Here is a 21,623-nt window from a genome sequence, read left to right as displayed (position 1 = left end):
ATCACATCGGTGACACCTGCCCGTCGCGGTCAGTGAAATGCTGGCGGAACGCCACCGCGGCGCGTCCGCAGGTAGGTCCACGAGTGATAGTCCGGTCGTATCGACAAATTCAACGGCCGCACCGATCCCCAACCGCTACCCAAACCGCAGCAACCATGCTGAACCCACAATCCTTTCGTCCTGCAATTCCGGCAAACTCTGCCCCTCGGATCGGGTGGCTGGGGAACATTACCGATCCCTAGTGGTGTCCGAGCGATCCACAAGCAGATGAAGACCGATCTAGCGGCAATGCTTGCGACCGCCATCGCTCGCACCTAAACTCTTGTCGTTCAGCGTCCAATGTCGGCCTTCCGAGGTCGCCCAGGTCGCATCCTCCACACGAAGCCGACCATGAAACGAACTTTGGCGTCTAGCATTTTCCTGTTCCCGATCCTGGCGCTGACCATGGTCGGCTGCAGTTCGTCGTCGACCTCGCAATCCGGTGGCGATGACGATCGCCCCTCGGTCGCGTATGTCACCAACGGCGTGGCTTCGTTTTGGGTGATTGCCGAGGCGGGGGTCCACCAGGGCGGCAAAGACTTTGACGCCAATGTGGACGTGCTGATGCCGGCCGAAGGGATCAGCGACCAGAAACGCATCATCGAAGACTTGATCACCAAGGGCACCGACGGGATCGCGATCAGCCCCATCGATCCCGACAACCAAAACGAATTGATCAACCGAGCCGCCAAACAGGCTCACGTTATCACCCAAGACAGCGACGCCCCGGATTCGGATCGCCAGTGCTACATCGGCATGGACAACTATCTGGCCGGCCGGATGTGTGGTGATTTGGTGACCGAGGCACTTCCCGACGGCGGAAAGGTCGCGATTTTCATCGGGCGGCTGGAACAAGACAACGCACGTCGACGCCGACAAGGCGTGATCGATGCGATCCTAGGACGCAGCGAAGACCCGACCCGTTTCGACCCGCCGGATGCCGATATCCAGGAAGGCAAATGGCACATTGTCGGCACCTACACCGACCAGTTCGACCGCGCCCAAGGCAAAGCGAATGCCGAAGATGCGATGTCGCGGCACAGCGATCTGGCCGGGATGGTCGGACTTTTCGCTTACAACCCACCGTTGATCTTGGAAGCTCTGGGCCAGGCCGACAAGCTTGGCAAAATCAAGGTCATCGCATTCGACGAAGCCAACGAAACCTTGCAAGGGATCGTCGACGGGAACGTTCACGGCACCGTCGTCCAGAACCCGTTCGAGTACGGTCGACAGTCGGTGCGAATCTTGGCGGGCCTCACGCGTGGCCAAACGCTTGCCGAACTGGAGATCCCCGAAAACGGTTTCCTGAACATCCCGGCATCGCAAATTCGCCGAGACAACATTGACGAATACTGGGACGAGCTGAAAAAGAATCTGGGTGAAGAGTGAACGGCGTTTTGGACGAACCCATCGCGACGCCTGACCGCCTGCCACCTTTGTTATCGGTCTGCAACATCAACAAACGATTCGCTGGCGTGAAAGCGCTGACGGACGTGTCGTTGGAATTTGCCCATGGCGAAGTCCATGCCGTGATCGGCGAAAACGGCGCTGGCAAAAGCACGATGATGAAGATCTTGGCGGGCGTCCAACCGCCCGACGAGGGTCAAATCTTGCTGGACGGTCGCCCCGTCAAGATTCCATCGGTCGAAACGGCCCTGGACCTTGGCATCGCGTTGATTCACCAAGAACTAAACCTAGCCGACAATCTGGATGTCGGCGCCAACATCTTTCTAGGCCGCGAACCGCTGCGTCTGGGTCTGATCGATTTCAAGCGGATCGAATCGGAATCCCGCAAATTCCTTGCCATGGTCGGGCTGGATATCGAACCCAAAACCTTGGTCAAAGACCTGACGATCGGGCTTCAGCAATTGGTCGAAATTGCCAAAGCCTTGTCGGTCGATGCCCGTGTCCTGATCATGGACGAACCGACCAGCAGCCTGTCCCAGCACGAAACCGAGAAACTGTTCACGGTGATCGAAGACCTGCGAAATCGCGGCGTCACGGTCATCTACATCTCGCACCGTTTGCGCGAGATTGAAACGTTGGCCGACCGGGTCAGCGTGCTACGCGATGGCCAGAATGCGGGCGGACTCTCGGGCGACGAAATCACTCACGATGCGATGGTCACCCGGATGGTCGGCCGTGACATTTCGCAGTTCTACGCTCGCGAGGACCATTGCATCGGCGACGTCGTTTTGTCGATCGAAGGTTTGCAGACGCAAATGTGGCCCGATCACGCCGCGACGCTGCAGGTTCGCCAGGGCGAAATGGTGGGGCTGGCCGGATTGGTCGGCGCCGGGCGAACCGAAATTCTGCGGGCGATCTTCGGGATCGATCCACCGATCGCCGGCACCGTCGCCATCGACGGAAAACGCATCGCCCCGCTGACTTGCCGAGCGGCGATCGACGCGGGGATGGCATTGGTCCCCGAGGACCGCAAAGAGGAAGGCCTGATCCTAGAAATCGGCATTCGATCCAATATCGGATTGCCCGGACTGGGACGAAACCAGAAGGCCGGTGGATTCCTGAATCGGAAACAAGAGATCGCTGATTCGGAACAAATGATCGCCGAGATGAACATCAAGACGCCTTCGGATCGGCAACCGGTGCAGTTCCTCTCTGGCGGAAACCAACAAAAAGTGGTGATCGGCAAATGGTTGTCGATGCATCCCAAGGTCCTGCTGATGGACGAACCGACTCGCGGGGTCGACATCGGTGCCAAGCAGGAAATCTATCGACTGATGGAAGAATTGGCCGAACGCGGCGTGGCGATTCTGTTTGTCAGCAGCGAAATGGAAGAAGTGCTTTCGATGTCCGACCGGATCATCGTGCTGCATGAAGGCCAGGTGACGGGCGAACTGGACCGACAAGATTTCTCGGAAGAAGCGATCATGCAGTTAGCGACCGGACATCCGAACGACAGGCTTATTGGAAAAGCAACGAACTGATGAAAAAGATCCTTGGCATTCTAGGACTGTTGGTTTTCATTTGCGTCATGACGGCGTTGATGAGCGATCGTTTCCTGACGCTGTACAACATCGAAAACCTGCTCCGTCGCAGTGCCCTGTTCGGCATTTTGTCGATCGGTGCGGCGTTTGTGATCATCACCGCTGGCATCGACCTGTCGATCGGATCAGTCGTTTGTTTGATCGGATGCCTGTTGCCGTGGATGTTGGTCGAACAGGGGATATCGGTGCCGGTGGCGCTGGGGGTGGTGGTGGGGATATCGCTGCTGATCGGCGTGACGCACGGGCTGTTGATCACCAAACTAAAACTTCAACCGTTTGTCGTCACGCTATGTGGTTTGTTGTTCTATCGCGGGTTCACTCGCGGTCTGGTGGCCGACCAGACCCAGGGGTTTCGCGGCGAATACAAGATGCTGAGGGAACTTTCTCAGGGGCAAATCCCATTGCCCGGAACCGAATTCGGCATCCCGATGCCGTGTTTAATCCTGGTGATCGTCGCGGCACTGGCGATCGTATTTTTGAACTACACGGTCTATGGCCGGTACATGCTGGCGCTGGGGCGGAACGAAACCGCGACCCGGTTCAGCGGCATCAACACCGACCGGATCACGATCTTGGCGTATGTGATCTGCGGTGCCTTAAGCGGGCTGGGCGGCCTGTTGTTCGTGCTGGATGTGGGCAGTGCCCAGCCGGTCGACTTTGGAAACTTTTATGAACTTTATGCGATCGCCGGCGCGGTTCTGGGCGGCTGCAGCCTGCGGGGCGGCGAGGGCACGATTATCGGCGTGGTGATCGGGGCCGCTGTGATGCAGGTTTTGAAGAACACCATCACGTTGGTGGATTGGATTCCGACGAATATCGAGTATGCCGTGATCGGTGCCGTGATCCTGGGCGGTGTGATTGCCGACGAAGCGGTCAAGCGGTACGCGTCGCGGCGCCGACTGGCCCAACAGGCTTCCAATCGAAACGCATAGTCCAAACGGCCAAATCGCGTTACACTGGCGGGATGAATCCATCCTTATCGCCAGCCGACGCATCCTTTGACGACCTAGATCTCTCGCCCGTGATGCGTCGGGCGTTGAAAAAAGCCGGTTTTGAAGCCCCGTCGCCCATCCAGTCCGCCTTGATCCCGTTGGCCCTCGACGGCCTCGATGTGATCGGCCAGGCTCGCACCGGTACCGGTAAAACTGCCGCATTTTCGATTCCGATCCTGGAACAGCTTGATCCGCTGGAAGAATGCCGCGATCCGCAAGCGATCATCGTCGTGCCGACCCGCGAACTGGCGGACCAAGTCGGACGCGAAGCCGAACGCCTAGCTTGGGGCGAACCGACCGAGATTGCCGTGCTAGCCGGTGGCAAGAACATCACCCGCCAATTGCGGCAGCTGGAAAACGGCGTCCAAATCGTTGTCGGGACCCCCGGACGACTGCACGACCACCTGCAACGTGGTTCGCTGCGAACCAACAAAGTCTGGTGCGTGGTCTTGGACGAAGCCGACCGCATGCTGGATATCGGTTTCCGCCCACAAATCGAACGGATCCTGCGGAAATGCCCGCGAGATCGGCAAACGCTGCTGTTGTCGGCCACGCTGCCGCCAACGGTCCGCCGTTTGGCCGAATCGTACATGCATCATCCCGAGGTGATCGATTGCTGCAAGGACGAAATGTCCGTCGAAACGATCGAACAGCGATACTTCACCGTCGCCCAGAATAAAAAAGGCGAACTGCTAGAACGACTGCTAGAACGGGAAAAACCCGAACAGGCGATCGTTTTCTGTCGCACCAAACGCGGCACCGACCGGCTCTACCGCCAACTGGCCCGTTCGTTCGACAATTGCGGATCGATGCACGGCGACATGCAACAGCGTGAACGTGACCGCGTGCTGCAGTCGCTGCGGGACCGAAAACTGAAAGTTCTGGTCGCGACCGACGTGGTGGGACGAGGAATCGACATCAGCACGATTTCGCACATCATCAACTACGACGTCCCTCAAGACTGTGACGACTATGTGCACCGTGTCGGACGTACCGGCCGAATGGGCCGCGACGGCGTGGCCTATACCTTCGTCGTCCCCGGCGAAGGCGATGTGCTGACCAGCATCGAACAACGGATCAACAAAGAACTGAAACGTGACACGATGGACGGCTTCGAAACGGTCGAAATGCCCGTCGAAGTGGTCAAAGTCGAAGAAAAACCACTTCGCAAGGTGCTCAACCCGATGCACCGAAAAGTCACCCGCCGACGCTAAATAGAGCCGCCGCTAGACGTACTTGCCGATGGTCAGCCCGGCCGTCGTGCACCAACGCTGGATGACGGACTGTTCTTTTTCGGTCATCCGGCGATTGAATCGACCGCGGATCTGCACGATCTGGCGGTTGCCCGGACGAACCTCGATCGTCAGGCATTTCGTCAGCCCGCTGAATGTTTCGACTTCCATCGTCCAGATCGATGTCGCGCCGCGTGCACAACTGTTGGCATAGCTGGCCACACAGTGCTTCAGTTTGCGGCCCTCGATCGCTAACGACCTGGAACTCAGCAGTTCGCGGATCGTCCAAATCTTTAGATTGCCGCCCGCCAAGGTGCCCTCGCTGAATTCGAATCCAGCGAATCCTGATGGCCGCCACGCGGCGACCTGCAGCCGATTGTCGCTGGCCAGCCGACGGTGCCATGCATCGACTTGCCGCAGCACGGACTGTGCCGTCCGCCCCTTCATCGTCAAGTTCGGCTCCGCAGGGCAGGGCGGACAATCGTCGCCGGCCCCACGGCCCGCGATTTCCGCAACAAAGCGTCGATGGTGCAGATAGTCAACGATGGGGCCAACCTGATTGGTATCCAACATCGGCTGGCCGGCCAACCACTGCATCACCGTGGCCCAAAACGGCTCGTGATCAAAACTGTCCGATAGACGCGACACCATCACGGCCGCAGCCAGCGATCCGTTGCCACTGATCCCCATCATCTGGGCCCAGCGGAGTGCCTGTGGAATGCTAAGTTCGTCGGGCGCCTGTTTGAACCAAACCGCCATCGTCCGATTCAACGCGATGGGAAGTTCCAATTTGCGAACGCTGTGCCCCAGCCCCAGGTGTCGATACCAGTGCCGGTACGCCTGGCCCGTCCGGTCGATCGTGCCGGACGCATCCAACCCAATCGTCCAGGCCTGATCCATGAACCGTGGCACTTCGTCATAGCGATCCAACAGGTGGCGAAGCAAGGATCGCAGTTGCCGCCTGGGATTCCGCGTCCGCGGTCGCCACTGATCCAGCGGGCGAATCCAACGCTTCCGCTCCGCCGCCAACAACACCAAGGAAGCAACCAGCGGGATGCCGCCATCGACCAGGCTGACGTTATGCAGCGATGGATCGATGATCTTGGAACGGACCGCGCAAAGATGTTCGACCAAATCGATCAAGTCGCGTTGGCGGAACCCCGTTTCGGCAACGCGGCGGCGATGCCAACACAACAGTTCGCCAAAGCAGCGGTACCCTTGATTGGGGACCTGGGTGACGGGCAAGTCGCCTTTGGCCAAGCACAGCAGAGTGTCCTTGGGCGAACGCTTCTTCTGCTGGACCTGCTGCTGGCGCAGGGCAGCGACCGTATCGGCGCGGTGCCTTCGCTCGCGCGCCAACATCTGGTTCGGCTTGTTCAAGCCGCGACCAAATCCGTGCTGCTCGCACCAAACAAGGTACTGCGATACCGTCGTGAATCCCAAACTGCGCAAATGCGATTGCAGCTTCTCAGAAGGGGCCGCTACACCAGCGGACTTTGCTTTCTTAACCATGAATGACCTCGAATCGGAAACAAACCAGGGATCACCGATACGATCGGGGACCTGGACGGATGCCGTTTTGTTCCAAAATTCAAAGTCATCGTTTCAATCTTTGGGCTACCGAGTGCTGCGGGTGCAGAGCTTCGCAGGGCGAATTTGCAGAGCGACGGTTCAATGGAGTGCCATGCACTTCACCGTCGCAAAGACCAGAGAGTCGCTCGACCAGGCGGGTTCGCAAGAAACTGCCCAGGTTTCCCAAAAGCCAGTCCGGCACCCGCGTGTTGAGCACCGATAGTTCGTTTGATCTGCTTTCTAGCTGCAAACAATTCCCCAACCACGAAGACCACCACTCGCACGAACAAGAATCCGGGCGTTGTCATTCGTGCACCTCGTGGTCCACTCCCGCCCCGTCGAAGGAAGATGAAATGGCTGAGGTCCTTTTCAAAAACGAGAGTTACAAAATCGTCGGAGCATGTTTCGAGGTGTACAACGAAATGGGCTGCGGATTCGTGGAACCGGTCTACCAAGAATGCACGGAGTTTGAAATGACCGATCAGAGCATCCCGTTCGTTCCCCAGGTCCAACTTAAACTTCGCTACAAGCAGCACACGCTTCAGGCTAAGTACACCCCAGACGCGATTTGCTATGACCAAATCATCCTGGAACTGAAAGCCGTCAAAGAAATCACAGATGAACACCGTGCTCAGGTCCACAACTACTTGAAAGCGACCGGCTATCGCCTCGGCATCATCGCCAACTTCGGACACTATCCCAAACTGCAATACGAACGCATCGTCCGCTGATACGAGTGAACGCCTGCGTAGGTTGGACGAAGAAATTCAACCACGAATCATACCAATCACACGAATAAAACCAGTGCTGGAATTCGTGTGATTCGTGGTTGGTTCTTCACTCTGGCACCAGCAAGATGGGATGAGCCAGATCCACGAAGGCACGGGAGGCTGATTCCGTGAGCCCACCTACCGAGAACGCTTCGCAAGCTGATCCGAGCGAACGCCTACGTAGGTTGGACGAAGACATTCAACCACGAATCACACCAATGACACGAATAAAAACGGGTGCTGGAATTCGTGTCATTCGTGGTTAGTTCTTCACTCTGGCACCAGCAAGATATGATGACCGAGGTCCACGAAAGTATGAACGGCAGTTTCAGTGCGCCGCCTGCCGAGAACGCTTCGCACGCTGATCCGAGCGAACGCCTGCGTAGGTTGGACGAAGAAATTCAACCACGAATCACACCAATCACACGAATAAAAACGGGTGCTGGAATTCGTGTCATTCGTGTGATTCGTGGTTGATTCTTCACTGTGGTACCAGCAAGATGCGGTGACCAAGTTCCACGAAGGTATGGGCGGCAGTTTCAGTGCGCCACCTACCGAGAACGCTTCGCAAGCTGATCCGAGCGAGCGCCTGCGTAGGTTGGACGAAGAAATTTAACCACGAATCACACCAATCACACGAATGAAAACGGGTGCTGGAATTCGTGTCATTCGTGTGATTCGTGGTTAGTTCTTCACTCTGGCACCAGCAAGATGTGATGACCGAGGTCCACGAAAGTATGAACGGCAGTTTCAGTGCGCCGCCTGCCGAGAACGCTTCGCACGCTGATCCGAGCGAGCGTCTGCGTAGGTTGGACGAAGAAATCCAACCACGAATCACACCAATCACACGAATGAAAACGGGTGCTGGAATTCGTGTCATTCGTGTGATTCGTGGTTGATTCTTCACTGTGGTACCAGCAAGATGCGGTGACCAAGTTCCACGAAGGTATGGGCGGCAGTTTCAGTGCGCTGCCTGTCTAGAACGCTTCGCACGCTGATCCGAGCGAACGCCTGCGTAGGTTGGGCGAAGAAATTCAACCACGAATCACACCAATGACACGAATAAAACCAGTGCTGGAATTCGTGTGATTCGTGGTTCAAACGATCCCCTCGTCTCTTCGTCGGCGGCTGTTCAAACGCAGTGCTTGCGGGGATGAGACATCGACAGCCTCGCCCCTATTCGCTCGATCGAGTGGGGTCCAGAGGTTGATCAGCGGCGTCCTAGATTACGCCGCTTGTAGCTTTGGGGGCGTTGTTTCCAGCATTCCATCCTGCATGCGGTGACAGATGTCAGCGTCTGCGGCGATGGAATCGTCGTGAGTGATCATGACAATGGTTAGCCCATCATCTCGGTTCAGCTGCGCCAACAGTTTCAAGATATCCTGACCGGTCTCGGTATCCAGGTTGCCGGTCGGTTCGTCGGCCAGCAACAACGACGGGTCTGTCATCAGAGCTCGCGCGATCGCCGTCCGCTGCATCTCTCCGCCACTCATTTCCGACGGTTTGTGTTTCGCACGATGCAACAGCCCAACGCGATCCAACATCGCCTCGGCTCGCAACCGGACCTCTTTGCGATGCGTGAAATAGTTCCACACACTGCGGCTGATCATGGTCGGCGCCAGCACGTTTTCCAGTGCCGACAATTCGGGCAACAAGTGATAGAACTGAAAGATGATGCCGATGTCTTGATTGCGATAGGCATCGCGGCGGGCACGCGGCGCGTTGTCGATCCGCTGGCCGTTGAAATACACTTCGCCTTTGTCGGGTTGATCCAAAGTCGCCATCAAGTGCATCAAGGTGCTCTTGCCGCTACCGCTGCGACCGACCAAAGCGGTCACCAAGCCAGCGGTCATTTCGACATCGACGCCACGCAGTACCGGCACTTCGATTTTGTCTTTGTGATAGCTCTTGTAGATGCCGCGAGCGGACAAAACAGTGGGTTGATTCATGGATTGATCGACCGTAAGAATGAAAACGGGTGGGACGCATGGCCAGTCGACGGGGCGATCGGCGCCAACGCCGTCGCCCTCACAACCAATGCCTCAAATCGGCTTATTCAAATCGCAGGGCGCGAACGGGATGCATACGTGCCGCCCGCAATGCCGGCAACACACTAGCCATCGCTGCGATCGCGACGGCCCCCACCATGACCCACACCAAAGTGAACGGGTAAATGATCGTGGGAATCTCGGTGAAGTAATACACCGTCGGGTCAAAGACTTCTTGACCGGTGAACTTTTCAATCACGCCGGCCACGGAATTGATGTGTCGGACAAACAACAGGCCGCCAATTAGACCGGCACCGCTGCCGACAAACCCTAGCAGCAAACCGTAGCTCAGGAAGATGCTCATCACCCCCGCGCCGGACGCTCCCAATGCTTTCAGGGTGCCGATGTCGCGAGTCTTTTCGACCACGATCATGAAGAACGTTGCCAGAATGCCGAACCCGGCAACCGCAATGATCAGGAACAACAGGATGTTCAAGATCGTCGTTTCCAAGCGGACCGCAGCCAAAAGTGGGCCCTGCATGTCACGCCAAGTTTGGATGTCGTAGGCGAACTGGTGCGGCGGGAACCGGCGACGCAGTGCATCACGCACTTCGTTCAAACTGGCGCCCTCGACCAGTTTCAATTGGATCGTCGTGATGCTGCGAGTCCCGGATTGTGGATCGATCATCCCGCGGAAATCTTGCAGCTGGTCCAAACGACAAAACGCGAACGTGCTGTCGTACTCGCTCATCCCCGACTCGTACATGTCGACGACGGTGAACTTCTGGTTGACGACCTTGGTGTTGTCCGCCGCGTTGGGGAACATCATGCGGACGTCGTCGCCAGGTCGGCAATAAAACCGGTCGGCAACGTTGTTGTTTTCATCTCGGTAACGGACGCTGGATGTCGAAATGCCTAGTATCAATCCCGGAAACTGATCGACCGCAGGATCAAAAGTGCGTGCGGCGGGACCACCGTCGGTGGGTTCCGTCAGGAATTCGCCGGGTGCAGCGAAAGTCATCTTGGGCGCATCGGCCAACGAATCCGCTTCGATCGGGCCGGCACTGGCAGCTTCAGGATCGGTCAAACCACGAGCAGAATTGAATCGGTTGCGTTCGGCTTCCAGGGCGTTGTCGTAGGCGACGCGAGCGGTTCGGTAAGCCCAACCAGACGGTGGGAACGAATCACGGTCGGGTGCGTATCCGTCATTTCGCAGATCGAAAGTGACGTGTTCTTTGTTTTCAGGGTGCAACAGGTACCGGCCGAAGTGGCTGACCGTGTCATAGGTTTCAGGTTCGACACCCACCAAGTTGACGTGCCGAGTGACCAGTTGCCCGTTGAAATCGATGCCCAGCATGGCTGGAACATGGACGCTGACCGAAGCACCGGCAATTTGATCGCCACAAACTTCTTTGATCTCGGCCAGACGTGCATCGGGATCAGGCATCCCGCCGCTGGTATGGCATTCGATCAAGATATCAGACGCCAACCCATGCAGCCGATCATGCATTTCGGCCGAAAATCCCGCCATGACGCTGTTGACGACGATCAATGTCGCCACCCCTAGAGTCACGCTGATGATCGAAGCGAGCGCGATGTAACGGGTACGCAAATAGCGAAAACAAAGTAGCCAGCGATACATTTGCCGTTCCTTCGGCGAAAAAATCTTGACCATCATCCGTTGACGGCACCGGGGCGGAGTCTAGGACAGATCCGCCGGCCGGGTAAAGCGAAGAATCGCCGTCATCCGGGTTTTCGTGACAGGATTTCCCCGGTCACGTTTCACTGGTGGAAACGTGCTGCACCGCTAGCAAAACCACTCACTCTGGCCTTAGCAGCGGGAACAGGATCACGTCGCGGATCGACTTTTTGTTCGCCAGCAGCATCACCAAGCGATCGATCCCGATCCCCAAGCCGCCCGCCGGAGGCATCGCATACCGCAGGGCTCGCACGAAATCGTGGTCCATTTTGGCCATCGAATCTTCGTCGTCCTGACCTTCCAGTTGAGTTTTGAACAACTCTTCCTGCAAATCGGGATCGTTCAGTTCGGTATAGGCGTTGGCCAATTCCATCCCCAGGATGAACAGCTCGAACCGTTCGGCGATCTCGGGCTGGTCGCGTTTTCGCTTCGTCAGCGGACAGATGCTGGCCGGGTAGTCGATGACAAAGATGGGGCCGTCGAGCGAATCTTCGACCTTTTCTTCGAAGATTTCGTTGCGAATCACATCCGGGTGTTTGCCTTCGGTTTCCAAATGCAACTTCCTGGCCAGTTCCATCACCGACGCGTCGTCGGTCGGATCGATGCCGGTGGCTTGCTGGAACAATTCGGCGTAGGTGGCTCGTTTGAATGGCGGGGTGAAGTCGACCATTTTGTCACCGAACGGTCGAACGTAACCGCCCCCGATCTTGTCGATCGCGTTGACAATCAACTTCTCTGTCAGGTCCATCATCGATCGATAATCGCCATAGGCTTGATACAGTTCGATCATCGTGAATTCGGGATTGTGCCGCGGGCTGATCCCTTCATTGCGATAGACGCGTCCCATTTCGTAGACCCGTTCCATCCCGCCGACCATCAACCGTTTCAGGTGCAGTTCCAGCGCGATCCGCATCGTCAGCGGCATGTCCAACGTGTTGTGATGAGTTTCGAACGGACGTGCGGCTGCACCACCGGCGATCGTGTGCAGGGTCGGCCCTTCGACTTCACAGAAACCTTCGCCGTCGAGCGTTTCGCGAATCGATTTGATGATCCGAGTGCGGTCCATGAACGTGTCGATCACGCCGTCATTGAAAGCCAAGTCGGCGTAACGCATCCGCTGGCGCATTTCGGGGTTGGTCAAACCGGCGTGCTTTTCCGGTGGGACTTCCAACATTTTGGTGTGGAAGTACAGTTTTTCGGCAAAAACGGTCAATTCGCCGGTGTTGGTGCGGCCCAGCCGACCTTCGGCACCGACCAGGTCGCCCAGGTCAAACAGCTTGGCCAGATCAAAGCCTTCCTCGCCGACTTGGTTCTTGCCGATGAAGATCTGCAGTTGGCCGGTCCAGTCCTTCATCGTCAAAAAGATCAGTTTGCCCTGGCCGCGCATCAGCATGATTCGGCCCGACACACGCACCGTTGGCCCGGTTTCTTCGCCCGGGCCGTTGTCCGACTTCCATTGGCGATATTCCAGAGTTTCGTCCGAAAAATCCGGCAGCGGCACGTCGGTCCCGTCTTCCTTGGTCCACTTCACTTCGCTGGCCCGATCATGGCAGCAACCGATCATATCGCGATCATCGAATCGGCTGCCAAACGGGTCGACGCCACGTTCGACGATCTGACGCAGTTTCTCGCGGCGGGCGACTCGCGGATCGGTCACGTCGGCGGGCTTGGCGGCACCCTTGGCTTGAGAGTCGTCACCAGGGGCGGGAGCGGCAGCTTGGTTCATGGTATTGGCTTAACGGAACAGTTCGATCGGCGCGGCGAAAGCGGCGCGCCGGACAGGGTGGTTTGCCGAGGATTGTCGTTTTGATCGCAGGATTTCGCAAGCCGCAGACTGTATCCTATTCGTCCACCATTCTTCATCATCTCGATCGCCATCGCCTTTCCCGATTCTCCCAGCTCGCCATTCGCAACATGTCACCCATTCGGTCCCGCCACATGATCGATGCCAGGCTGCCGCAAATCGGGGGGCTGTTTGCGCTGATGATTGCGGTCGCAAGCGGTTGTTCCCGACCCGAGCCCCCGATCGCGCCAGCCGACGCGGCCAAGGCACCGTCGACGTCAGCCGCCCCCACCGAAAAGCCACCAGCGCGTCCAACCGATGGTTCCGGTTTCCCTGCATCCCAGGCCGCCCCGCCAGAGTCGACATCCCCCCGCAACCGAGAAATGGTTGATCCAGAGATTGGCGACCGAGAAATCGGCGAGCGAAAAATCGGCGACCTGGGCAATTCCGCATCCGAATCGGCCGCTGACTTTCCCGGCGGTTTCGTCGGTACCGCGGCTTGCGCCAAGTGCCACGCCGATCGGTACGCCAGCTATCAGAAAACTCACCACAGCCGATCCCTTCGTCGACCGACCGCGGCCGATCTTCCGACCGGGTTGGCGTTCCATCACCCTGCCAGCCACCGCACCTATACCGTCCGAAAATCGGGGTCTACTTGGGTGCACGAAGACGAACGCTACTTTGGCGATTCGCCCGACACCGACGACCGGATGCCGATCGCCCAGTTGCCGATCGCCCAGTTGCCGGTGGAATACGTGATGGGCAGCGGCGCGTTCGCCAAGGGATACTTGGTTCGCGACGGCGATTACCTGCTGCAGTCACCGATCACCTGGTACACGTCGCCCCAGGCTTATGCCATCGCACCGGGCTACGACACCGCCAACCAAGCTGGGTTTGGCCGGGTCATCGAAGACAGTTGCGTTTACTGCCACGCGGGGATCGTTTCGACCGCGGACGAAAACCCGAACAGGTTGATCCTGCACGAACTTTCGATCGGCTGTGAACGATGCCACGGCGCCGGTGCGGATCACACGGCACTGTATCGGGATCGCATGAATCCCGACCTGCAACAGTTGCAGCAAGACGAAATCATCGCGGACACCAAGATCGTCAATCCATCCAGCTTGGATCGACACGCTGCCGAATCAATCTGCGCCCAGTGTCACCTGGATGCCGACGTGACCGTGATGGCGTCCGGAGAAACCGTTTGGGATTATCAACCTGGCGAAGACCTGATCCAGAATCGATTGGCGTACAAGTCGACGGCCGAGCGAGAATCGGTCAAAACGTTCTCGAACCACTTTGACCAGATGTGGCAGAGTCAGTGCTATTTGCAATCCGACACGATGACCTGCGTGACCTGTCACGACCCGCACGATCCCCATGCTTCCGATCTGGCATCGGACAAGATCGATGCGTTTCGAAACGTTTGCCAAAGTTGTCACGTCGATCAGGGATGTGCGGTCCCGTTGCCACAGCGAGAAACAGAGAACCAGAATGCGTGCGCCGCCTGCCACATGCCTCGTGCCGGCAGCGACATCCCGCACGCCAGCATCACCAACCACCTGATCGCCGTTTACCAGGACGGGAAACCGCGTGGAGTCACACGGCCCACCAGCCCACCCATGCGCCGGGTCAGTCAGTCGGTTGACCTGCTGTCGCCGGAAGAACTTCATCGCCGCGACGTCATGGCCGAAGCGTCTTGGTCGGTACTGCAGGCGATCAACGGACAAGTCGATCCGATCCTGGCGTCGGACGATGCTGCCATCAGGGCACTGCCGTCGGCGGACGAAATCGATTCGTTGGCTCTGTTGGCCGAAACATCACGGCAACGGGCCAAGGCAATGATCCTGCAAAAGTCTGACGACGGGGCGACGGATGACGAGGCTGCAGATGACGACACCGTCCAGAAACAGATCCAACAGTCCTACGACCTGGCACACTACTTCGCCGTCAAAACATTGAGGCAGGAAACGAAGCCGACGAAGACGCGGCAGCTCGCCCTAGAAACGTTGGCCGACAAGATGATTTTTGACCAGTCGTATGACCAAGCGATCCCGTTGTACGAAGAACTGACACGGATCCGCCGCGACGCACGCGATTGGTACAACCTAGCGATCTGTTACGCCAACCAGCGTCGGATCAGCGATGCCGAAGAGGCGTTGCAGCGATCGCTGGATTTGGACGCCGCGTATGCCAAACCCTATGCCTCGCTGGCCAAAATCTACAGCTACGTCGACGCCGAAACCGCAGCAAGGTTCCAAAGGATCGCCGAGCGACTGTCGCAAAACGCCCCCAACGGTCCGTAGGCCGGATCAAGGAGCGAAGCGACACAGATCCGGCATCCAAACACCGCAAGAGACGCCGAACCGCTACTTCGCTCCGCCCCCGACAACGCTCTTGCATCGATGGGCCAACGCCGATTAAACGTCACAACGTGGTTTCGCCTTTGCAGGGATCCGCACCCGTCACTCAGGTGGAACACTGTAGCCATGCGTCACATCGACCCCGGTCACCCCCCCCATGTTGAGCCCCCCCGCACCAAGCGTGCATCGATCATTGTGCTGGATCCCAGCCCGATATCGCTGCTGACGCTGGCCGGCGTATTGGACCACCACGGATACGTGTGCATCTGTGCTCGCCAAGGCAAATCCGCAGTCGACGCTCTGGCGATGGGCCCGCAAGACCTGCTGGTGGCCGACGTTGGCCAGGATGCTGCTGCCACCTTAGAAACGCTGCACGAAATGCGGTCGGTAGAAGGCTACCAGGACCTGCCTGCGGTCTTGATCGCGGACTCGAAATGGGCGGGTTTAGAGAAAAAGGCCGAAGCGATGGCTCAGGCGACTCGTTGCTTGTTCAAGCCGATCGACCCGAACTCGCTGATTGCCGTGGTCGATCAAACACTGTGGATGCCCAATCTGATATCGGCCCACCGCCGCCGTGGATCGCGACCGAGCCGGCCGGGCTGGGTTTCGCTGTGAACCGAAAGCGAGTCCGGCAAGGTTTTCCAGCAAAGCTCTTGACCTTCCGGGTCTGCATTCACTATTTCGACACATTCCTTCCATCTTTCTCTCCCCCCGAAGACTTTTTCAGGAAGAATCCATGTTTCGACGTTTTGCCTTGATGGCAGCCCTGATGGCTGTGCCTACGTTTGCACTGGCTGGCGAGATGGTTCGCTATCAATGCAAAGAATGGAAAGCCAAGCATATCCACGACGCAAAGAAAGCCGACACAATTTCGGCGACCCTGAAAAAGCTGGGCTGCGAGCTCAAACAAGACCAACACAACGGCCACATCGACGTCAAATATCGTTGTCCCGATTGGCGTGAACTGAAGCTAGACAGCCACGACGAAGCCCACAAATGGGAAAAGTGGCTGAAGGAATACGGGTTCACGACCGAGCACAAACATTGAGTTTTCCGATCCAAGGTGCTGCTGCTTCGGTAGGAGCCCTGGCTCTGGGGTCCCATGCGATCGGCGCGGTGGCCCAGATCGCCAAACAGGCCGGCCAGCAATTGGGAAAAGCGATCAGCTTTGACGAGGTCCTCGGCGCAGGTACCGATCCGGCGTCGGCCGAAGATCCGGTGTCGGCCGAAGATCCGATCGGCGAATTGACCGCTGCGATTCGCGATCGGCTCTCGTCGATGGGCATGACATCGAACCTTCCGGACGAAATCCGGGTCCAATCTGACGGGCAGATCCTGGTCGGTGACCACCCAAATGCCGCAGAAATCGAAGCCGCCTTGGCCGCTGATCCCGAAATAACCGGCCTGATTGACCAACTAAAATCGACCAGCTCGCCGGGACCTTGGTCTATCGACTTGACGAACAGCCCGACGCAGGGGAATATACCGCCTGTGCCAGGAGGATATGCGAATTGGCTAGCAGACTGATTCGAAATCAGTTGCCGATTTATCGGTTGCGGGTTCGAGTCCCGTGTCCTCCGCTTTAACAAAAAGACCTCGTAAAACCTCGTGTTTTACGGGGTCTTTTTCATTGGCACACTGCGGTGTGCCAAAAGTGTGCCAAAAATCGTGTTCAAACCATAGCAGGCCCGCCGGTGGCAGGGCCAAATCTAACGATCGAGTCTGGTTAACGAACTTCCTCAACACCGGAACGTCCGGCGTCTTTTCCAACAAGATCTAGGTTCTCCATTTGGCGAAGAGCTTCCTCGTCGCTCAAGTGGTAGTAGTGTCGTACCATCTCGCTGTCGGAGTGCCCAAGCCAACTCATCACGATCCGTTCAGGGATCGAGTTGTTCGCGCAGGTACTGCAGAAGTAATGACGAAAACTGTGGAGCCGCCCGTCTTCAAAACTTCGCTGTCCCTCAAATCGTTTCGGGAAGCGAGGCGTTAACGGTTCGATTGCTTCGCGTACAAGAATGTTGCGGACGGTGTCCGGTTTTAGCGTTCCGCCCCTTGGTCCGAGAAATACATTTCCTTTGCGGTGACGCAACGATTCAAGCACCGACTGCAGGTCGGAGTGAATTGGAATGTGCCGAGTTCGGCTGCTTTTAGTGGACCGACGATCGGCTTGGCCGTTGGCAAAGCCGCTTTCGTCCGCGATGACCAGTGATCGGCTTTTTGTCTTGACGTCCGCCTGTTTCAGCGATGCCAATTCGCTGATCCGCAGTCCGGTACAGGACAGTGCGATAATGACATCGCGAAGCCAGTTGAGGTCCGACAACTCGCTGCAGTGTTTGATCATCGCAGCGACCTCAACTTTGGAGTAGCAGTAAGCCCGCTCGCAGTCCGCCTTGCGAAGCCGAAGCACCAGCGGTTCTCGCGCAAGATGCTTCTCGGTGCAAAGCCACTTAAAGGCAGTCTTGATCGTGTTCAGTTCTCCGAAAACGGTTTTGTAAGCGTACTCTCGTTCGTTGAGATACTCAGCGTAGGATGCCAACGTTTGCTCCGTGATTTGGTGCCAGTCCACGATCCGTTTGGTTTCGAGGAATGGCAAGAACTTGTCGAAGATCGCCCTGTAGCGTTTCTGCGTGTTGGCTTTCGTTCCACCGACCAGTCTTGGTCGCGACGTGTGACCGTCAAACAGTTTCCGACCCAACGCAAGCGGCAATCGCTTGCTTGAATCTGCAACCGTGGATCGAGGTGTGAGCCCAACCCGTTCGGCTTGGACTCGATCCAACACATGAAGCGCCGCGATCGCTTCTTCTCGGTCTTTGCTGCCGAGCGACGTTCGTTTGATCGCGGCTCCATTGGAACGACCGTCGGCGTACCAAACACCGTTGGGTCGTTGATAGATTGGCCAGCAGAAAAACTGGCAAGTAAACTGTTCTGGTTGTGATTTTTTCGGCATGGTTTGCTCCAACAATTAGGAAGGCAAACCGATCTTCCACTCGGGGGTGCGCCCAGGCAGTGACGTTCGCTTGCGAGCTGGCATTTCAGCAATCGCGTCCACGACGCTTGCAACGCCAACGCTGCTCTCATCGAGAGACGAGAGTTCTTGCACGGGAATCCAGACACGGCTGTTTTTGCCGCCCCTCTGAATTTTGGTAAGACGTCCGCTCGCTAGATAGCGGTGGACGGTCGACAACGAGATTCCCGCCTGTGCGGCGAACTGCTGTGGCAACACATATTCCCCTGGTGCCCCAGATCGGCTGGCCGATGACATAGGTTCGGATCATTTCGATTCGATAGCCGCTCGAGCTGCGGCTGATAACAGAAGCAACGACATGCTTCCGCCTCCTTCCGGAAGCCAAATAAGGCGAAGGCTATTTTGAAGCGAGAGGTTTCGAGTCGAGTTCTCGATTTTCCCTAAGGAAAGCGATGCCTTTGGAAACCTGTTCGCCAAGTCCGATTTCGTCGATGATCTGATCGTCGGTTTGCCCCTCATCAATGAGACGCAAAATTTCAGTGATACATTGCTCAGGATCGAATAAACTGCCGCTCACTGCCAATCCTTCTACCAGCCCACCTCCCGAACGGTTTCGCCCCTCCGAAATGGTCGTATCGTCGACCGGGCGAGGCGACGGCGCGCGTTTTAGACGATCGACTGAGATCGGATTAACCGATTCTTCGATAAGACCTGTGAGGTGCATTGCGGACATCAGTTCCTGCCAATTGGCCGAACTGAAGTCGTGCCCCGTAATCAGATGGAAGGCAGAGCGGTACCAATTATTAGTTGTGGATTTGTTTTTGCCCAACGTGTCTGCCACGTCCTTCAACAAACGAATCGCCCCGCGTCGGTACTCCCCGTTTTCCCATCCTTCTCGCAAGTCCCAAGCCCTCAGATAATTTTTGAGTTCTGGTTCGCGGCTCCGCGTCGTTGGTAGATTGTGGCGCTCGCGCCATTCAGCTTGAATGCGAGCGAGATCTGAAATCATTTGGTCGCGCGGGGCTACTGGGCTCAACGAGTAAAACGGAGCGTCGAGAAATTGGTCAAGTTCATCGAGCTGACACTGTTTGACCTGCAGAACGGCTTTCTTGCGATCATCAGAATTTCGATCCCCTTTCGATGCCAGTTGGAACGCCGCACCTACCTCGCTGAGCGTCTCTTCACCCAAATAGGCAATCAACAACCCGGCAATCGATCGAACGGTTATTGGCTGAATCGCCCCACGAAGCCATTGACGCTGATCTCTATCCCCAATCAAGTCGGTGAAGTCCGTTGCTGGGTCGACAGGTAATCCGTTGACACCCAGTCCCAGCATGGTTCGAAGGATCAGGGGATCGGTCAGAAACATCCGACTTGCCTCTGCATCGTTGTCGACTTGACGCATCGTTTCCAGTATTTTCCAAAGCTGTATGTAGAGCGGATGGCGTCGGGTCGATTCCCAACGCATTTCTACCGAAAGCGAACTGAGGTGAAATGATGGTCGTTGCCGTATCATGGTGGGACTAACTGATTTTGGATGAGGCCATTGGCTCGCAGAGGTTGGCACGATGGATAGGCGGGGTGCTCAAGTATCTTGACGCAATATCGGTCAAAATTCAGCTAGGATTCAAGAATCCGACCATCGATCGACTTGAGGTGTTAGCTAAGCGTATCGGACTCACATTATATGCCGCATTTTTGCTCCCAATTTAGATGTTCGATTGGCGGGCATGGACGCTGAACGATGGCTAAGACAGCGCTCATGTTATATGACGCGTTTTGGGCTTCAATTTAGCTAGCAAAGCCGATTCGGGAGGCAAACGGACGCTGGCAGGGCCATTTCACCCCGGAAAACACGTGAACACGGTATCAAGGATTCGTTAGCGCCCGCATCTGCGGGCGCGTGCGAATAGTTGATTTGGCTTTCAAGAAATACCCGTCGACCTGCTTCTAATCCAATGTGAACGACAGGCACTGCTCCTTCTTTTGCCGGATGCGGCAAAATCGCGAATACTATTGAGCAGGACAGAGATTGGCAGCTTGGAATCCGCATATCATTTGCGGCGCAGTTGACAGTTTGATCACAGCTGAGGTATCAATCTGCTCGCCTTGGGGTGTTGATCGCACCCCGCTCAACCATTGGCCCGTCGAGTTGTGCCCCACTCGACGGACGCCTCAAGGCTTTCTTCTCGCACCGTTCGGCATCGGCCGGCAGATAACGAACGCGTTCGCCCGTTAGACAGGTAGTTAAAATAGGCGATCGAGGCCCTGAACAACCGATGTAACGGCCCGATTCTGGGAATAGGTTGCTTATCGCCGCAATTCCGAGGCAGAGTGGCGCATGACGAGCCAGAATCCCTTATGATCCCAGAACCACATGAGGGGCCCGCCCACCCTCCCTTTGGTGGAGACGCGGATTCGATGTAGCAGCGTTCGAAAGATGCAATCGTAGGGGTACGGGGATGACGAGTAAGAGGTTCACATCAACCGAGACAAACTTGCCAAGTCACGTCGCTGCCGCAATGGCGCCGTTGTTGCTGGCATCTCAATATGCACAGCAGGTGACTAGCGAGCCTTGGGAGTTCGCCGTTGAAATTGGCCAACTTGTGACGTTGGGACTTACTCCGAACGACCTTCGATGGCTCGTACGGAGCGGATTGGTGACGCACCAGCGAGAGGTGACGTTGGAGGGAGAGAACGGTCGGCACTTTCAGCCTGAGGGTGACCTGACCTATTGCGAGCGATCATGCTTCTTCCTGACCGATTGCGGCGTACAACTTGCCAAAAAGTTATACCCAGCCACCAATGTCTCGTTGCAAGTCGATTACAAGCCTGGTGATCAGCAAGTCTCGCGGAATGGTGTCGCCAAGAACCAAGGCCTGTCACAAGCCGCGGTACCTATCTGGGAAGCGGAACGTCGCGAACTGCGATTCGATGGGGCAGTCGTGAAGCACTTCAAATGGGTGGCCGTCAATCAACAAGCGATTCTTGATGCTTTTGAAGAGGACGGATGGCCACCGCGAATCGACGATCCACTACCGCCGAACGCGGAGCAGGACTCCAAGCGACGACTAGCCGACACGATCAAGTGCCTAAACCGGAAACAGCGTTATGCGGTCATTCATTTCCGGGGAGACGGGACCGGGGAAGGAGTCATCTGGGAGATTGTCGACTTAGCCGAGTAAGATCACTGAATGATGCATTGTTCT

Annotated in this window: 16 protein-coding genes and 1 tRNA gene; 11 read left to right on the top strand and 6 right to left on the bottom strand. The window is 56.8% G+C overall.

From position 1 onward, the window contains the following. Nucleotides 1-390 precede the first annotated feature (390 nt). The 4 genes from K227x_RS07100 to K227x_RS07085 are packed head-to-tail and all read left to right on the top strand — an operon-like array spanning nucleotide 391 to nucleotide 5,253. Nucleotides 391-1,428: a sugar-binding protein gene (locus K227x_RS07100; protein ID WP_145168882.1), complete on the top strand. Its 1,038-nt coding sequence runs from the start codon at nucleotides 391-393 to the stop codon at nucleotides 1,426-1,428. After that, nucleotides 1,425-2,987, top strand: a complete 1,563-nt coding sequence (locus K227x_RS07095; protein WP_246146624.1) for a sugar ABC transporter ATP-binding protein — start codon at nucleotides 1,425-1,427, stop codon at nucleotides 2,985-2,987. The genes K227x_RS07100 and K227x_RS07095 overlap by 4 nt, the downstream gene beginning before the upstream one ends. Beyond that, nucleotides 2,987-3,979 carry an ABC transporter permease gene (locus K227x_RS07090; RefSeq protein WP_246146622.1) on the top strand — a complete coding sequence of 331 codons (993 nt, stop codon included), beginning with the start codon at nucleotides 2,987-2,989 and terminating at the stop codon, nucleotides 3,977-3,979. Before K227x_RS07095 ends, K227x_RS07090 begins: the two co-directional genes overlap by 1 nt. A 32-nt stretch (nucleotides 3,980-4,011) precedes the next feature. Further along, complete coding sequence (locus K227x_RS07085; RefSeq protein ID WP_145168880.1) at nucleotides 4,012-5,253, top strand: DEAD/DEAH box helicase; 1,242 nt, start codon at nucleotides 4,012-4,014, stop codon at nucleotides 5,251-5,253. Between the two features lie 12 nt (nucleotides 5,254-5,265). On the opposite strand, the gene K227x_RS07080 is transcribed toward K227x_RS07085, so the two are convergent. Then, a complete protein-coding gene (locus K227x_RS07080) occupies nucleotides 5,266-6,783 on the bottom strand; it encodes a PcfJ domain-containing protein (RefSeq protein ID WP_145168879.1) in 1,518 nt (505 codons plus the stop codon). A 413-nt stretch (nucleotides 6,784-7,196) separates the two neighbouring features. On the opposite strand from K227x_RS07080, the gene K227x_RS07075 reads away from it, so the two are divergent. Next, entirely contained in the window at nucleotides 7,197-7,574 is a 378-nt protein-coding gene (locus tag K227x_RS07075; protein ID WP_145168878.1) for a GxxExxY protein, read from the top strand. 1,265 nt (nucleotides 7,575-8,839) lie between these two features. On the opposite strand, the gene K227x_RS07070 is transcribed toward K227x_RS07075, so the two are convergent. From K227x_RS07070 to lysS, 3 genes are all read right to left on the bottom strand, one after another. Beyond that, on the bottom strand, nucleotides 8,840-9,562 hold the full coding sequence (locus tag K227x_RS07070; RefSeq protein WP_145168877.1) for an ABC transporter ATP-binding protein: 723 nt from the start codon (nucleotides 9,560-9,562) through the stop codon (nucleotides 8,840-8,842). A 103-nt stretch (nucleotides 9,563-9,665) separates the two neighbouring features. Beyond that, complete coding sequence (locus K227x_RS07065; protein ID WP_145168876.1) at nucleotides 9,666-11,243, bottom strand: ABC transporter permease; 1,578 nt, start codon at nucleotides 11,241-11,243, stop codon at nucleotides 9,666-9,668. A gap of 178 nt (nucleotides 11,244-11,421) precedes the next feature. After that, a complete protein-coding gene (gene lysS / locus K227x_RS07060; protein WP_145168875.1) occupies nucleotides 11,422-13,026 on the bottom strand; it encodes a lysine--tRNA ligase in 1,605 nt (534 codons plus the stop codon). Nucleotides 13,027-13,238: 212 nt separating this feature from the next. Between lysS and K227x_RS07055 the strand changes: the two genes are divergently transcribed. The 5 genes from K227x_RS07055 to K227x_RS07035 all read left to right on the top strand — a co-directional run bounded on the left by K227x_RS07055 (nucleotide 13,239) and on the right by K227x_RS07035 (nucleotide 17,029). After that, nucleotides 13,239-15,392, top strand: a complete 2,154-nt coding sequence (locus K227x_RS07055) for a multiheme c-type cytochrome (protein WP_218933832.1) — start codon at nucleotides 13,239-13,241, stop codon at nucleotides 15,390-15,392. A gap of 183 nt (nucleotides 15,393-15,575) precedes the next feature. Continuing rightward, nucleotides 15,576-16,064: a response regulator gene (locus K227x_RS07050; RefSeq protein WP_218933831.1), complete on the top strand. Its 489-nt coding sequence runs from the start codon at nucleotides 15,576-15,578 to the stop codon at nucleotides 16,062-16,064. Between the two features lie 121 nt (nucleotides 16,065-16,185). Next, a complete protein-coding gene (locus K227x_RS07045) occupies nucleotides 16,186-16,497 on the top strand; it encodes a hypothetical protein (RefSeq protein WP_145168872.1) in 312 nt (103 codons plus the stop codon). Beyond that, nucleotides 16,494-16,976 carry a hypothetical protein gene (locus K227x_RS07040; protein WP_145168871.1) on the top strand — a complete coding sequence of 161 codons (483 nt, stop codon included), beginning with the start codon at nucleotides 16,494-16,496 and terminating at the stop codon, nucleotides 16,974-16,976. The genes K227x_RS07045 and K227x_RS07040 overlap by 4 nt, the downstream gene beginning before the upstream one ends. Beyond that, nucleotides 16,947-17,029: transfer RNA gene (locus K227x_RS07035), tRNA-Ser, on the top strand. Before K227x_RS07040 ends, K227x_RS07035 begins: the two co-directional genes overlap by 30 nt. Nucleotides 17,030-17,175: 146 nt before the next feature. Here the strand turns inward: K227x_RS07035 and K227x_RS07030 are convergent. Together K227x_RS07030 and K227x_RS07025 are read right to left on the bottom strand one after the other, a co-directional pair. Further along, complete coding sequence (locus K227x_RS07030; protein WP_145168870.1) at nucleotides 17,176-18,396, bottom strand: tyrosine-type recombinase/integrase; 1,221 nt, start codon at nucleotides 18,394-18,396, stop codon at nucleotides 17,176-17,178. Between the two features lie 415 nt (nucleotides 18,397-18,811). Beyond that, nucleotides 18,812-19,819, bottom strand: a complete 1,008-nt coding sequence (locus tag K227x_RS07025) for a hypothetical protein (RefSeq protein ID WP_218933830.1) — start codon at nucleotides 19,817-19,819, stop codon at nucleotides 18,812-18,814. A 1,093-nt stretch (nucleotides 19,820-20,912) separates the two neighbouring features. Here K227x_RS07025 and K227x_RS07020 point away from each other — a divergent pair. Then, nucleotides 20,913-21,599 carry a hypothetical protein gene (locus K227x_RS07020; protein ID WP_145168868.1) on the top strand — a complete coding sequence of 229 codons (687 nt, stop codon included), beginning with the start codon at nucleotides 20,913-20,915 and terminating at the stop codon, nucleotides 21,597-21,599. The last annotated feature ends 24 nt before the right edge of the window (nucleotides 21,600-21,623 follow it).

This window comes from Rubripirellula lacrimiformis (genome assembly GCF_007741535.1).
Lineage (GTDB): Bacteria > Planctomycetota > Planctomycetia > Pirellulales > Pirellulaceae > Rubripirellula > Rubripirellula lacrimiformis.
Note: the sequence above shows the minus strand (reverse complement) of the source record. Positions and strands in the feature narration are given on the sequence as shown.

Bases quoted from the DNA above. Each gene is read 5' to 3' on its own strand.
- K227x_RS07100 (WP_145168882.1), top strand. From the start codon at position 391: ATGAAACGAACTTTGGCGTCTAGCATTTTCCTGTTCCCGATCCTGGCG.
- K227x_RS07090 (WP_246146622.1), top strand. From the start codon at position 2,987: ATGAAAAAGATCCTTGGCATTCTAGGACTGTTGGTTTTCATTTGCGTC.
- K227x_RS07085 (WP_145168880.1), top strand. From the start codon at position 4,012: ATGAATCCATCCTTATCGCCAGCCGACGCATCCTTTGACGACCTAGAT.
- K227x_RS07080 (WP_145168879.1), bottom strand. From the start codon at position 6,783: ATGGTTAAGAAAGCAAAGTCCGCTGGTGTAGCGGCCCCTTCTGAGAAG.
- K227x_RS07075 (WP_145168878.1), top strand. From the start codon at position 7,197: ATGGCTGAGGTCCTTTTCAAAAACGAGAGTTACAAAATCGTCGGAGCA.
- K227x_RS07070 (WP_145168877.1), bottom strand. From the start codon at position 9,562: ATGAATCAACCCACTGTTTTGTCCGCTCGCGGCATCTACAAGAGCTAT.
- K227x_RS07065 (WP_145168876.1), bottom strand. From the start codon at position 11,243: ATGTATCGCTGGCTACTTTGTTTTCGCTATTTGCGTACCCGTTACATC.
- lysS (WP_145168875.1), bottom strand. From the start codon at position 13,026: ATGAACCAAGCTGCCGCTCCCGCCCCTGGTGACGACTCTCAAGCCAAG.
- K227x_RS07055 (WP_218933832.1), top strand. From the start codon at position 13,239: ATGATCGATGCCAGGCTGCCGCAAATCGGGGGGCTGTTTGCGCTGATG.
- K227x_RS07050 (WP_218933831.1), top strand. From the start codon at position 15,576: ATGCGTCACATCGACCCCGGTCACCCCCCCCATGTTGAGCCCCCCCGC.
- K227x_RS07045 (WP_145168872.1), top strand. From the start codon at position 16,186: ATGTTTCGACGTTTTGCCTTGATGGCAGCCCTGATGGCTGTGCCTACG.
- K227x_RS07030 (WP_145168870.1), bottom strand. From the start codon at position 18,396: ATGCCGAAAAAATCACAACCAGAACAGTTTACTTGCCAGTTTTTCTGC.
- K227x_RS07025 (WP_218933830.1), bottom strand. From the start codon at position 19,819: ATGCGTCAAGTCGACAACGATGCAGAGGCAAGTCGGATGTTTCTGACC.